General features: G+C 58.0%; 11 protein-coding genes. 5 read left to right on the top strand and 6 right to left on the bottom strand.

Features of this window, described 5'->3' with window-relative positions:
• Window positions 1-21: 21 nt before the first annotated feature.
• The 4 genes from purH to htpX all read right to left on the bottom strand — a co-directional run bounded on the left by purH (window position 22) and on the right by htpX (window position 6162).
• On the bottom strand, window positions 22-1638 hold the full coding sequence (gene purH, locus AC0J4F_RS05490; protein ID WP_473025635.1) for a bifunctional phosphoribosylaminoimidazolecarboxamide formyltransferase/IMP cyclohydrolase: 1617 nt from the start codon (window positions 1636-1638) through the stop codon (window positions 22-24).
• Between the two features lie 99 nt (window positions 1639-1737).
• Window positions 1738-3552 carry a heparinase II/III domain-containing protein gene (locus tag AC0J4F_RS05485; RefSeq protein ID WP_209002681.1) on the bottom strand — a complete coding sequence of 605 codons (1815 nt, stop codon included), beginning with the start codon at window positions 3550-3552 and terminating at the stop codon, window positions 1738-1740.
• A 138-nt stretch (window positions 3553-3690) separates the two neighbouring features.
• On the bottom strand, window positions 3691-5067 hold the full coding sequence (locus AC0J4F_RS05480) for a transcription antitermination factor NusB (RefSeq protein WP_166672853.1): 1377 nt from the start codon (window positions 5065-5067) through the stop codon (window positions 3691-3693).
• 135 nt (window positions 5068-5202) lie between these two features.
• Window positions 5203-6162, bottom strand: a complete 960-nt coding sequence (gene htpX, locus AC0J4F_RS05475) for a zinc metalloprotease HtpX (protein WP_133952795.1) — start codon at window positions 6160-6162, stop codon at window positions 5203-5205.
• A 145-nt stretch (window positions 6163-6307) separates the two neighbouring features.
• Between htpX and AC0J4F_RS05470 the strand changes: the two genes are divergently transcribed.
• Window positions 6308-6571: a DUF1674 domain-containing protein gene (locus AC0J4F_RS05470; RefSeq protein ID WP_008194342.1), complete on the top strand. Its 264-nt coding sequence runs from the start codon at window positions 6308-6310 to the stop codon at window positions 6569-6571.
• On the opposite strand, the gene AC0J4F_RS05465 is transcribed toward AC0J4F_RS05470, so the two are convergent.
• Window positions 6568-7230: an SGNH/GDSL hydrolase family protein gene (locus AC0J4F_RS05465; RefSeq protein WP_133952794.1), complete on the bottom strand. Its 663-nt coding sequence runs from the start codon at window positions 7228-7230 to the stop codon at window positions 6568-6570. The two genes, AC0J4F_RS05470 and AC0J4F_RS05465, sit on opposite strands and share 4 nt — an antisense overlap.
• A gap of 171 nt (window positions 7231-7401) precedes the next feature.
• Here AC0J4F_RS05465 and AC0J4F_RS05460 point away from each other — a divergent pair, with 171 nt between their 5' ends.
• From AC0J4F_RS05460 to AC0J4F_RS05445, 4 genes are all read left to right on the top strand, one after another.
• Window positions 7402-8625 (top strand): aminotransferase class I/II-fold pyridoxal phosphate-dependent enzyme, encoded by a 1224-nt coding sequence (locus AC0J4F_RS05460; protein WP_133952793.1) that lies wholly within the window; start codon window positions 7402-7404, stop codon window positions 8623-8625.
• Window positions 8622-11393, top strand: a complete 2772-nt coding sequence (locus AC0J4F_RS05455; protein WP_473025634.1) for a DNA translocase FtsK — start codon at window positions 8622-8624, stop codon at window positions 11391-11393. The genes AC0J4F_RS05460 and AC0J4F_RS05455 overlap by 4 nt, the downstream gene beginning before the upstream one ends.
• Window positions 11394-11477: 84 nt before the next feature.
• Entirely contained in the window at window positions 11478-12116 is a 639-nt protein-coding gene (locus tag AC0J4F_RS05450) for an outer-membrane lipoprotein carrier protein LolA (protein ID WP_409686474.1), read from the top strand.
• Window positions 12117-12144: 28 nt separating this feature from the next.
• Complete coding sequence (locus AC0J4F_RS05445; protein ID WP_473025633.1) at window positions 12145-13149, top strand: ATP-binding protein; 1005 nt, start codon at window positions 12145-12147, stop codon at window positions 13147-13149.
• Here the strand turns inward: AC0J4F_RS05445 and AC0J4F_RS05440 are convergent.
• Window positions 13146-13349 (bottom strand): DUF1737 domain-containing protein, encoded by a 204-nt coding sequence (locus tag AC0J4F_RS05440; protein ID WP_133952789.1) that lies wholly within the window; start codon window positions 13347-13349, stop codon window positions 13146-13148. The two genes, AC0J4F_RS05445 and AC0J4F_RS05440, sit on opposite strands and share 4 nt — an antisense overlap.
• Window positions 13350-13352 lie beyond the last annotated feature (3 nt).

The following is a 13352-nucleotide window of genomic DNA, read 5'->3' as shown; positions in this document are numbered from 1 at the left end:
TAAAAGATGCAGTTTGTTTAATCAGTGCCGGAAGTGCCGCATACCGGTCATCACCATCGCAAGACCAGCCTCATCAGCCGCTTTGATCACATCATCGTCGCGCATGGACCCACCCGGCTGAATGACCGCCGTGGCACCCGCTTCGGCGGCAGACAGCAATCCATCGGCGAACGGGAAAAAAGCATCTGAAGCCACGACGCAGCCCTTGGTAAGTGGCTCGGACAATCCGGCATTTTCCGTCGCATCCAACGCCTTTCGGGCAGCAATCCGCGCCGAATCAACCCGGCTCATCTGACCAGCCCCGACGCCAACTGTTGCGCCGTCCTTGGCATAGACGATTGCATTGGATTTGACGTGCTTGGCAACCCGGAAGGCGAACTTGAGATCCTGCATTTCCTGATCGCTTGGTGCCCGCTTGGTCACGACTTTCAGATCAAGATCATCAACAACGCCGTTGTCGCGTGATTGGACCAGCAGACCCCCGGCAACTGATTTCACAAAAAGCCCTTTAGCCCGTGCGTCGGCAAGTCCACCGGTCACCAGAAGCCGAAGGTTTTTCTTCGAGGCAATGATTTCGCGGGCTGCCTCATCGGCATCTGGTGCAATGATGACTTCGGTGAAGATCTTGACGATCTCCTCAGCCGCTGCAGCATCCAGTTTTTGGTTCAGGGCAACGATGCCGCCAAAGGCCGAAACCGGATCACAGCGGAGCGCTTTTTCGTAAGCATCCTTAAGGCTGCCGCCTTCCGCAACACCGCAGGGATTGGCGTGCTTGATGATCGCAACTGCGCTCGTGCGCGCCGGGTCGAATTCGCTGACCAGCTCAAAAGCCGCATCGGTGTCGTTGATGTTGTTGTAGGAGAGGGTCTTGCCCTGCAACTGCGTTGCGGTTGCCACGCCCGGCCGCTTTTCGCCCGTTTTATAGAAGCCAGCAGTTTGGTGCGGGTTCTCGCCATAACGCATGACTTCTGAGAGCGCGCCGCCGACAGCCCGGTGGGCAGGTGTCGCCTCATCCAGTTGATCTGCCATCCAGTTTGAAACGGCGGCATCATAGGCGGCCGTGCGCGCAAATGCCTTTAGTGCCAGTTTCTTCCGCAAGTCGAGCGGGGCCTTGCCGCCATTCGCGTCGAGCGCCTCAATGACAGATGTATAGTCGGCCGGGTCAGTGACCACCGTGACATAGGCATGGTTTTTCGCGGCTGCCCGTGTCATGGCAGGCCCGCCAATATCGATGTTTTCGATCCCCGTTGCATAGTCCGCACCGGACGCAACCACCTCTTCGAACGGATAAAGATTGCCGCAAAAAAGATCGATGCCGGTGATGCCGTGATCGGCCATCGCCTTTTGATGATCTTCGTCATCGCGGATCGAAAGAAGACCGCCATGCACACTTGGATGAAGTGTTTTTACACGGCCATCCATGATTTCCGGGAAATTGGTAACTTCGGAGATATCAAGAACGGTCAGTCCGGCGTCTTTCAAAGCCTTGTAGGATCCGCCTGTCGACACCAGCTCAACACCGCGGTCCGCCAACGCCTTTGCGAAGTCGACAAGACCGGTTTTGTCAAAGACAGACAAAAGGGCACGTTTGACAGGGACGAATTCTGGAACGGGTACGGCTTTGGACACAATTGCCATGAAGACTGCCTCTCAGCTGGAACGGGGCGGGAAAGCGTGGCGCCCCCTAACACGTCTGACTGGAAAGCGGAAGGTTTCAGATCATCCTGGGGAATAAAGTCAGTCCAAAGACGTATCGTCTGCGCCTGCCTCAGCGTCTTCGATTGCGTCCGCGGGTGGATTTTCGAGCGGCAGTTCTTCCGTCTCATCGAAATCGCTGGTTCCGCGCCGGCTCAGTTTGGCCGTGGCTGTACGCCGGAATTGCCACCCGACAGAGGGCGCTTCTTCCAACGGACCGGAGATGACAATCTGCTCAGACTTCCTGTGGCCATAAACATCTGAAAGATAAATGCTTTCCTCCAGTGCGATCTCGATCCCCGGTGCCTCGAATTCCCACGCTTCGCCGTCACGGCATACAAGCAGCAAGGCAGATCCAGCCCGGATCAATGATGCCTTGATCGCCGGATGAAGATGGAAGCGGATGGTATAGAGCGTATCCGGATCGACAGAGCCGACAGCCTGGAACGTATCGATGCCGTCGAGAACGGTTCCGTCGGCCGACAACCGCAAATCCCGCTGATGCAAAACGTTGAAATCCGCCGCATAACCGTCGTGAGAAGCGATCACCCGGCAGCCCGCAGCGTCATCTTCCCGGGAAATGTCGATCACGCGCGGCCCGGACAGGATCGGAGCGCCGAGCAAATGACCAAAGGGCCTTTCAGAGAGAAACCGGCAAGAGGACGTGTCGTCGATCGACGCGGTCGAATGGGCGGCGGTGGACCGGCTCACTTTACGCCAGACCGGGTTCGATTTTGACGAAACCCCGCAATTGACCACCATACGATGGGTGCCGGTAGAAAACTCGAACGACAGGCAGCCGGCATGAGCGTTTCCGGAGAGGGCAATTTCCGGGGCAGGGCCTGTGTCGACCAAGACGACCGATGATCCTCCGCTCAAGCGTTGATATCCAGAATGCGGCGCATTGGTGGGCGGTGCCCCACGGGCATCGTCGTATGCGAGGATCGTTGCGACCAGATCGCTCGGTGTAGAGCCCATGCCGTTGAAGTGGGCAAGCGCTCCGTCGCCATGGCGGAAGAACTTCATCAGCGGCATCATTCGGTCGACCGACTGAACCATGGCTGCCGGGACTTCAAGCCCCTGCGCCACAAAGGCCTGACGCACAGGCAAAAGATCGGCAAGGATGTCGATCAAGGCCCGCGGGTTTCTGGAGATATGCCCGCCATCTGGTAGTATTTGACGGGACAATTCCTGATCGAGCCGGCGAATGCTTTGCCGCGCAAAACGGCCTTGTCCCGCCATGGAAATGCAGGCTGACGCGATGGCGAGCGCTGCATGCAGCCGCTCAACCCCATCTTCGGTCTCATTGATCGTCTGACGGAGATACTGCACCTGGCGCGCCAGAGACTTGATGAAGGTGCGGTAGAAACTGTGATCGCCGTCCTGCAGGATGAACGGAGAGTGCGCAAGCCAGCACAAGATACGCCGTGTAACAATGGGCGCTTCCCACCCAATCGGGTGCCAGCGGCCACAATACTTGATCCAGTCCTCCGCCAGAGCACGGGCATTCTGACGCGCGATCTGGCTGTCGGCAGCTCGCAGATCCCTCAGCCATCCAAAGGCGTGAAGCTCCCGCTGCCAGTCTTCATGCACGGCCTGAAGCTCAAAGGGTGAGCGCCCTTGCGTCTCAACAAGATGACCTGAGAATAAAAAACGCCCGCCATAGATATCGGCTGCGTTTGTTGCATCGGCCGTTCTGAGATCCTGCGGGGCAATCAGCAAGCGCTCGGGCACGGTCGAAAAGGGCTGCAAGCGGGAGATCGGTCCGCCATGCATCCATTTCCGGGTCCGTTGCCAGATATACAGCGCCACCAGGCCCCAAATGCGCCCGCGCTCCGAGAGGGTGGCGTTGCTCACCGGACCATCTCCAACATCGATGGTCTATGCGTATCTATAACGATCTCCATTCAAGCTGCCGGGCCCATCGTTCCAGCTCAGCCGTTAAGGTTAGCAAATCATTTATAGAATCATGACAGTTGAAGAGTTTATTCCGCGTTAAGAGATCCTGAACCGCGCGGCGAAAAAACCATCCATGCCGAAAAGCCCGGTATCAAGCCCCGCAGACTGATCCGGCCGGCAGCGAAGATATCCCTCTGGCGTGACACTTTCGGCAAGGCCGCCAATTTCATTTGCGTCGACCGGCACCAACGCCACGCGCTCCTTGTTCCGCTCCAAAAACGCCTCTGCCTGGCCTTCGCCCTCGGCCCGCTCCAAGGAACAGGTGCAATAGACCAGAACGCCGCCCGGCTTGAGCCAAGACATGACGCGATCCAGAAGAGCTATCTGAATTTCACTCAGTTTTTCAATGTCGTATGGCTTCTTGATCCAAGGCACATCGGGATGACGCCGGATGGTCCCTGTTGCGCTGCACGGTGCATCGAGCAAGATCGCGTCAAACAATGCCTCCGGTTCATACTCCCGCAAATCCGCTGCAACAGTTGTCACAGACAATCCCAGACGAGTCATGTTTTCCGCAAGCCGTTTGAGCCTGGCTTTTGAAATATCGATGGCCGTCACCTCGGCGCCGCCAGCTGCTAGCTGTGCTGTTTTTCCACCGGGCGCTGCGCAGAGGTCGGCAACCTGCTTGCCCGAGATATCGCCCAGGAGTCTGGCCGGCAGGGACGCAGCGGCATCTTGTACCCACCATGCGCCCTCTTCGAACCCTTCCAGTGCATCTACGGCACCTTTTTTGGTGAGCCGAACACTGCCAGCGCCGACAACCACACCATCGAGCTTTTCCGCCCATGCTGCTGGATCGGCTTTCACAGTCAAATCAAGCGCGGCCTCACTCTCATGCGACTTTGCGATTGCGCGTGCACCTTCCTCGCCATAAGCCTCCTGCCAACTTTCCCAAAGCCAATCCGGAGTGTTGAGCCGGGGGGCATCGAGATCCGCCGCAATTTCTTCGCGCTCGCGCCCAAGACGGCGCAGAACGCCATTGACCAGGCCTTTGTAGGGCCGGGCCCGGCGATCCATGGAGGCATGGTCAACGGCGAGCGACACGGCAGCGCGATCGGGAATGTCCAAAAACTGCATCTGCGCGATGGCGACATGGAGAATGTCGAGCACCCGGCCGGTTTTTTCCGGAATATCGCGATCCAGCAACCGGGCCAGGATTTCCGCAATTTCACCGCGGTGACGGAGGGCAGCACCCGCGATGGCGCGCACCAGGGCCCGGTCATTCGCGGCCAAGGCCCGGAAACCGGAATGTCCGGATGCCATATCAAGCTCGCCATCCAAGGGACGCTTCTTGTGCACCACATTTCCCAGGATATCGGCGGCGACTTTGCGAGCCGCAAAACCTGGTTTTTCTAACCTTTCAGCCGGAGCACCGGTCGAAGGCTTGTTATTTTTTTTAGGTGACTTGCTCACGAAATTGTCCTGATGGGCAGACCCGCACACTTCATCGGGTGTCAAAATCAAGCGCCGCAGTCCGGGCTTCCGGCTGCGGCGCGTTGACGGTCATTCTAGATCCAACCCCGGCTAACGCCAAGGTGTTTTCAAGCTTTAGCCCCACGGGCCCTTTGGGCGGGGCGGCTCCTCATAAGACCGGCCACCAGTTGTGCCGCCCCAGGGGCCTGATTGCGGAGCGCGGGATTGAGCAAATGTCCCGCGTCCTGCGGTGCCCAATCCGGCTTCCGACAATTTGCGCAGCTCATCAATCCGGTTCTGGGTGTTCGGGTGCGTGGAAAACAGATTGTCCATGCGCTCGCCGGACAGCGGGTTCATAATGAACATGTGCGCTGTCGCCGGATTGGCCTCAGCATCCGGATTGTGGATGCGCTCGACACCGCCGGATATCTTCGCCAGGGCAGACGCCAGCCACATTGGTTCACCGCAGATCTGGGCGCCCATGCGATCGGCAGCATATTCGCGGGTCCGGGAAATCGCCATTTGCACGATCATCGCGGCCATCGGCGCAACGATCATCATCAAGATGACGCCGACAAAGCCCAGGGGATTGTTGCGGTTGCCCCCGAAGAGGAAGGCAAAGTTCGCTAGCATCGAGATCGCACCGGCAATGGTCGCCGTGATCGTCATGATCAAGGTGTCATGGTTCTTCACATGCGCCAGCTCGTGCGCCATCACGCCGGCCACCTCTTCCTTGCTGAGCATGTCCAACAACCCGGTGGTCGCTGCAACGGCTGCATTTTCCGGGTTCCGTCCGGTCGCAAAAGCGTTCGGCTGCGGGTTGTTGATGATATAGACCTTCGGCATCGGCAGATCGGCATTTTGCGCCAGTTGGCGAACCATGCCGTAATATTCGGGCGCCGAGCGCTCATCGACTTCCTGTGCATGGTGCATGCGCAGGACCATCTTGTCTGAATTCCAGTAGCTGAACACGTTCATCGCGGCCGCAATCGCGAGCGCGATCAACATGCCCGACTGACCGCCGATCATGAACCCAAGGCCCATGAAGAGCGCCGTCATGCCTGCAAGCAACATGGCTGTGCGAACGTAATTCATCGGTGCCTTATCCGTTTCCGTTTGAAGCTGCGGACGAAAGTTGCCGCAGTCTTTTCTCAACGTTCAAGATGGGGATGCCTGCCATTCTTGGCAAGTTTATCCTATATAACGCGAAAGTTTTGAAATCTGGCTGACAGCGGAAACCATGACCGACACGAAAGATACGGAAACGGCGCAATTCACGGCAACCGAAGTACCCTCCCTGAAGACAGACGTGGCCGAAGCTCCAAAACGCAAATTCGAGGACCTGCCGCCTGCGGCCCAGCGCGCCCTGAAAGAAGCCGAAGACCGGCGCAAGGAAATCGACGCCAAACACAACGCCATGGCACCGGAAGTCGACGGCCGCGGCGGCCTGGAGCCAACGCGTTATGATGACTGGGAAATCAAGGGTTTAACAGTCGATTTCTAGGCGGCGGCCTTTGCCAGCTTCCGCACTTCGTCCGAAATCGCCTTGGCCAGATCCTTTTGCGGTTCCGCTTCCAAATGAACCGCGTCCACGTCGCTCACGGACACAACGCTGCCCGTATCGAAAAAGGCAACGCCGTAGGTTTCTGCCAGGTTCTTGTAAACACCCGCCAGAAGCTTGGACTGGGCCACACTGTGGTCTTCTGAGAAAAGGCCGGCATATTCCTTGCCCGTAAAATCCCCAAGCGGCGGCGGCGACATCAAAAGTACTTTTGGAGCGCGGCCTTCGACATCATCGGTCGCTTGCGTCGCGGCGAACAGCAGCCGGCCCATCGCAAGACCGATCGCATCAGCGCTCATCTGAAACCGGTCCTGAAGATCATTCGTTCCGAGCATGATGATCAGAATGTCGATTGGCATGTGCGTCTTTCGCACGGTTGCCAAGTGCTCAAGACCGTTTTTGTCGCCGCGGGCAGGGTCTTCGAAAACAGTTGTCCGCCCGTTGACGCCCTCTTCGATGACATAATAATCAGAGCCAAGTTCCTTTTGCAGGAGGCGTGTCCAGCGCTCGTCGTGGCCGTAGCGGGTCTTTGTTCCCGGCACAAACCCCCAGGTGAGCGAATCACCGAAACAAACGACGGAGAGGGGATCTTTTCCCGACATATTAAATCCATAGACCTGCGTGTGAAATCCAAGCATTGGACCCTAGTGGATCCTTAAAAGCGTGGCAATCGCATGCAGATTGGCGGTGATGTTCTGCTTGGTTAATAAGAGATTTACCAAGGACGGGATAGGGTCGGGCAAACGTTTTGCGTAACGACTGCCGGATCTTGAATGACTGCCAGCCAGACCACCTACAAGCGCGGCGCCGCGCTGCCGGGTTCCAACCCTTTCCAACGCCTTGCCGACTTGCTTGACGGGCAAACTCCGGGCCTCGACCCGATAATGATGACGATCGGTGAGCCCCAGCATCCGATACCCGCTTTCACGGCTGAAGTGCTGGCGGAAAACATGGCTGACTTCCGCCGCTATCCGCCGATTAACGGCACACCGGAGTTCCGCAGCACGATCGCGGACTGGCTCGACAAGCGCTATGGCCTGAATGGCACCATTGACCCGGATTTTGGCGTCCTGCCGCTGAACGGCTCCCGTGAAGGCCTTTCATTCGGGGCAATTGCCGCCCGCGATCAACTGGACAAGGGACTGGACCATCCGGCTGTCATTCTGCCGAACCCTTTCTATCAGACCTACGCGGCCGCAGCTCATGTCGCAGATGGCGAGACCGTTCTTCTGGATGCGGTTTCCGAGCACCAGTTCCTGCCGGACCTGGACTGCCTGGAACCGGCGCTTCTGGACCGGACTGTCGCCTTTTATGTTGCCTCGCCTACCAATCCGGAAGGCTCGGTCGCGACGCTGGAATACTGGCAGAAACTGATCGGCTTGGCCCGCAAGCACCGCTTCATGATCTTCGCAGACGAGTGCTATTCGGAAATCTACCGGACAACCCCGCCCCCGGGCGTTCTGGAAGCCACGCATCGCATGGGCACGGATTTTTCCAATATCGTTGTTCTGAATTCCCTGTCGAAGCGCTCCAATCTTGCCGGATTGCGGTGTGGATTTGCAGCCGGCGATCCTGTTTTCCTGAAAAAATGGGCAAAGTTCCGCGGCCTTGCAGCGCCGCAAGTGCCCTTGCCCGCGCAGGCCGTCGCGGTCCGCGCCTATCGCGACGAAGCCCATGTTGAGGAAAACCGGCGGCTTTATAACGAGAAATATGAAGCCGCAGAGCGCCTCCTTGGTCCAATCCTCGGCCCTGTAACAACCGAGGCAGGCTTCTTTCTCTGGCTCAATGTCGAAAAGTGGGGAGACGGTGTTTCCGTCACACAGGCCCTTTGGCGCGACACTGGCGTGAAGGTCCTGCCGGGCAGCTATCTGGCATCTGATCAATCAGATGGCAGCAATCCAGGCCGGAATTACATCCGCGCAGGGTTGGTGGCGCCCCTTGCGCAGACAGAGATCGCTCTTGAGCGTGTGGCAAACTGGTTGGGAGACAAGGCATGAGACGGGCCAGTGCAGTGCGCGGATCGGGCCGCCGGGCCGCGGTCGATCTTCTGGACACAGAGAGTCCGGCCAAGCGTTTTTTAAGACGGAACCTAACCGGTGCGGCCGGTCTCGGGATCATCTCCATTGCGGCGGCCCTCGCAGCCGCCCTTGCCACCTGGTCCGTCAATGATCCGAGCCTGAACCATGCGACAGGTGGACCTGTGCGCAATGCGCTCGGCGCTCCAGGCGCAATTGTTGCCGACGTCTTGATGCAGACGATTGGCCTTGCGACGGCTGTTTTTCTCGTTCCCCTGGTGTTATGGGGCTGGCGGCTCTTGACCGGCCATGCTCTTGGCATCGGCCGCAAGCGTCTTTTCTACTGGGTTCTCGGATCCGGGCTTTCGGCTGGCGCGCTTGCGGCGCTTCCCGTTCCGCAAAGCTGGCCGTTACCGACAGGCCTTGGCGGGTTTCTGGGAGACATGATCCACGGTGTCCCGGCTATTTTAACCAGCAACCTGACGAGCGGCGCTGCAACGATCATTGGCGGCCTTGGCCTCGGCGTTCCAGCTGGACTTCTCCTCCTTGCTTCAGCCGGTTGGCTGGGCCGCGCAGGTGAACCTGTAGAGCATATCGAGCCGCGTCGGACCCCGGCCGGGCATGGCAAATCCATCGAAGACGATCTCGGCCTTGATGATGAGGAGGAAGGCGAAAGCCGCTTGTCTCTGATGGCGACGGCCTTTGCGGGACAAGTCAGCCACATCGGGCTTTTGGCGGTGACACAGGTCCGCCGGATGACCGGCTTGAAGCGCGCGCCCGTCCATGACGACGATGAGGACTGGGACGGTATTGACGAGCACGATGACTACGAGCCGGAAGAACCTGCTCAGAAGAGCCGTCTGCAGTCGTTCCGCAGGGCACTGACCGGCCGCCTGATGCCGGAAGACGATGACGGTCTGGACGAGTTCTACGAGCGCGGCCACATGACTGAGCCCGACGCCCATGATCTGGATGATCCCTTTGGCGAGGAGGGCGAGGACTTCGGCCCGGACGATTTCCTGATCGACAAAGGCCCGGTCTCCGGCGAGCCGTTGCCGGGTGATACACCAAGACCGGTTGGTATTGCAGCCCCTGAACCAGCTCCAGCACCTTCGGGACGAGCAGCTGCGCAGCCTACGCCGACTGGCCGCGTCATTCCACCAGCGCCAAAACCGAAACAGAGCAAACGCGCGATAGAGGAAGCGCAGCCCTCTTTCCTCGGTGCCCCGGAAGAGTACGAATTGCCGCCGCTGCGCCTGCTTGCAGAAGCCAAGGCCGCCGGCAAGGTTCCAGGTCTTTCTGCGGATGCTCTGGAACAAAATGCCCGTATTCTGGAAGGGGTTCTGGAAGACTTCGGTGTACGCGGCGAAATCATTGAAGTGCGCCCGGGCCCGGTTGTCACACTCTACGAACTCGAACCCGCACCCGGTATCAAGTCGTCCCGAGTTATTGGTCTGGCAGATGACATCGCCCGTTCCATGAGTGCTATTTCTGCCCGTGTTGCGGTCATCCCCGGCAAGAATGCCATCGGCATCGAACTGCCGAATGCACGCCGCGAAACCGTTTACTTGCGCGAAATGCTCGCTGCTCAGGATTTTGAAAAATCGAAATCCAAGCTGGCACTTGGCCTCGGCAAGACAATCAACGGTGAAGGTGTGGTTGCCGATCTTGCCCGCATGCCACACTTGCTCGTTGCCGGTACAACCGGGTCGGGTAAATCGGTCGCCATCAACACCATGATCCTATCGCTGCTATACCGGCTGACACCGGATCAGTGCAAGATGATCATGATCGATCCAAAAATGCTGGAATTGTCGATCTATGACGGCATTCCGCATCTTCTGACCCCGGTTGTGACCGACCCGAAAAAGGCCGTTGTTGCCCTGAAGTGGACCGTCCGCGAGATGGAGGACCGCTACAAGAAGATGTCCAAGATGGGCGTCCGCAACATCGACGGCTACAACACCCGGATCAAGCAAGCCCTGGATAAGGGCGAAGAGATGACCCGTACCGTCCAGACAGGCTTTGACCGGGATACGGGAGAGCCGATCTACGAGGAAGAACAGCTGCCGCTGGAGACGATGCCGTATATCGTGGTCATCGTCGACGAAATGGCCGACCTGATGATGGTGGCCGGCAAGGACATTGAAGGCGCGATCCAGCGCCTTGCGCAGATGGCCCGTGCCGCAGGTATCCACCTGATCATGGCAACGCAGCGTCCGTCCGTCGATGTCATCACGGGCACCATCAAGGCGAACTTCCCGACCCGGATTTCCTTCCAGGTCACTTCGAAGATCGACAGCCGCACGATCCTGGGCGAAATGGGTGCAGAACAGCTGCTTGGTATGGGCGACATGCTGTTTATGGCCGGTGGCGGCCGGATCCAGCGTGTTCACGGGCCTTTTGTCTCCGATGACGAAGTGGAAGAGGTGGTCAAACACCTCAAGGTTCAGGGTACGCCGCAATATCTGGAAGCCGTGACGGAAGAAGATGAATCTGCCGACAGTCCTTATGATGGCGGTGCGGCCTCCGGCAGCGGAGACAGCAACGATCTTTATGACCGGGCCGTTGCAATTGTTCTGAAAGACAAGAAGGCTTCTACTTCCTATGTCCAACGGCGCCTGTCGATCGGCTACAACCGGGCTGCGTCGCTCATCGAGCGCATGGAGCAGGAAGGCTTGATCAGCGCTGCCAACCATGCCGGTAAACGTGAAATTCTGGTGCAAAACGGGTTGGATGAGGATTTCTGATCCTCGTCCGCCCAAGGTTTGCCATAGACACTTCCTAGTTAAGATGAAACGGTTGAACCTAGCACCAGATTAGGACTTTGAATCATGCTGACACGCTTCGTTTCCCGCATCGCCAAGTCAACAATCCGGCCGGTCGTCGCTCTGGCAATGGCCGCTGCCATGACCGCCCCGGCTCTGGCCTTGAGCGATCAGGAGCAGCAGACCCTTCAGGACCTGAACGCCTATTTCAACTCCGTGAAGACCATGCACGGCGACTTCATCCAGTTTGGTCCGGACGGTAGCCAGTCGGACGGGAAGTTCTATATGGCGCGCCCCGGCAAGGTCCGGTTCTATTATAACAAGCCTTCGGTTCTGGACATTGTGGCCGACGGCAAGTCGGTATCGGTGCGTGACCGCAAGCTGAATACGCAGGATATCTGGCCGCTTGGACAAACGCCGTTGCGCTTTCTTCTGTCGGATTCCATTGATCTCCAACAAGACACCAACGTGACGAATGTGCTCGTCGAGGAAGATCTCGTCACGGTGACCATTTTCGACAAGACCAAGTTCAACTCCGGAACCCTGACCCTGATCTTTGACGCAAAAGACTATGCGCTCAAGCAATGGACCGTGACCGATCAACAGGGCTATGACACGTCGGTTGCCGTCTACAATGTCGTCTCCAACGGTCCAACCAATCCGGATCTCTTCAAGATCGACTACCTGGCAAATTCCCGCCAGTAACTCGAACAAAGCGCAGTCCTGCAGGACAATGGATAAAACGCCGTCCCTTCCTTTGGTCCGCAGGATCTTTGCCGACTACTGCGACCGGCATGGCTTGTCGCTCATTTGTGACGAAGGATCAGGGCAGGCGGGCTATATAGAGCTTGCCGACGGACGCCGCCGCTTCTTTCGCGGAACCCACTTCGATCTCAACCCGCTCGGCGCTGCCGAAATCGCAGGCGACAAGGCTTACACACTCAGCTTTTTGAAACGGGATGGCTTCACTGTCCCGGATAGCATCCTCGTTCATGGCTCTGACGTCTTGGCAAGCCTGCGGGTTCATAAGCCCGGGATTGCCGCGAAGATGCACTCGACCGAAGACGCGCTGCACTTCGCAGAAGCTGTTGGATATCCGGTTTTCGTCAAACCGAACAGCGGACAGGAAGGAGAGGATGTGGTGCGCCTGGGCAAACAGGCAGACCTTCAGCACGCCCTGACCGATCTCCTGATGCAGCATTCCTCACTTCTCGTCCAAAAAGCCGTTGAGGGTGCAGATCTCAGGATCCTGGTTATGGATGGAGACGTCTTACTGGTACTGGATCGCCAACCAGTTCAGGTGGAAGGAGACGGCGAACAGACGGTCGAACAACTTGCCTTCGGTGTTGCCGGCCTGAATTTCCGCGATCCGCGTGTTGAACCTGAACTCACACGGCAAGGTCTTTGCTCCGCGTCCATTCCGGAGAAAGGACAAATTGTCGAGCTTTTGCCAAACAAAAATCTGTCCGCTGGAGCAAAAGCCAGGGACATCACGAACAGCGTTGCGGATGATCTGAAAGAGACTGCAGTTTCGATCTGCGGAAGCCTTGGGCTGCGCTATGCAGGCATCGACCTGATCGCAGAAAACCCAAAAAAGCCCGAAAGCCGTTACGCGGTTCTCGAGGTCAATGCAGCGCCCGGGCTCAACCGGTATGCCGCCCAGGGCACTGAAGAACTTGCAAAGGTTACAAGTGTTTATGAGCGCGTCCTCGACGCGCTCACAGGCAAAAGCACTTAGTAGTCGCCGAGCTTGATATCCCGGGAATACTCGCCGTCGACTTCTTTCGTTACGGCCTGACCACAGATGGTTTCACCCTTGGTCGCGTCATAGGTCAGGGACGGGGACCCGCTGAGTTCCCAGCCCTTGTTGAGCGCTTCGGTGACCCGGTGGCAGAACTCGCTGCTGTCGACATTGGTGATGAAGCGATAAAGTTTCATGCG

Source organism: Roseibium sp. R5 (assembly GCF_055755305.1).
Note: the sequence above shows the minus strand (reverse complement) of the source record. Positions and strands in the feature narration are given on the sequence as shown.

What these genes read in the sequence shown, in the direction of transcription:
- AC0J4F_RS05465 (WP_133952794.1), bottom strand. Translation starts at nt 7,230, where the DNA reads ATGTCGGGAAAAGATCCCCTCTCCGTCGTTTGTTTCGGTGATTCGCTC.
- htpX (WP_133952795.1), bottom strand. Translation starts at nt 6,162, where the DNA reads ATGAATTACGTTCGCACAGCCATGTTGCTTGCAGGCATGACGGCGCTC.
- AC0J4F_RS05445 (WP_473025633.1), top strand. Translation starts at nt 12,145, where the DNA reads ATGGATAAAACGCCGTCCCTTCCTTTGGTCCGCAGGATCTTTGCCGAC.
- AC0J4F_RS05440 (WP_133952789.1), bottom strand. Translation starts at nt 13,349, where the DNA reads ATGAAACTTTATCGCTTCATCACCAATGTCGACAGCAGCGAGTTCTGC.
- AC0J4F_RS05455 (WP_473025634.1), top strand. Translation starts at nt 8,622, where the DNA reads ATGAGACGGGCCAGTGCAGTGCGCGGATCGGGCCGCCGGGCCGCGGTC.
- AC0J4F_RS05470 (WP_008194342.1), top strand. Translation starts at nt 6,308, where the DNA reads ATGACCGACACGAAAGATACGGAAACGGCGCAATTCACGGCAACCGAA.
- AC0J4F_RS05450 (WP_409686474.1), top strand. Translation starts at nt 11,478, where the DNA reads ATGCTGACACGCTTCGTTTCCCGCATCGCCAAGTCAACAATCCGGCCG.
- purH (WP_473025635.1), bottom strand. Translation starts at nt 1,638, where the DNA reads ATGGCAATTGTGTCCAAAGCCGTACCCGTTCCAGAATTCGTCCCTGTC.
- AC0J4F_RS05460 (WP_133952793.1), top strand. Translation starts at nt 7,402, where the DNA reads ATGACTGCCAGCCAGACCACCTACAAGCGCGGCGCCGCGCTGCCGGGT.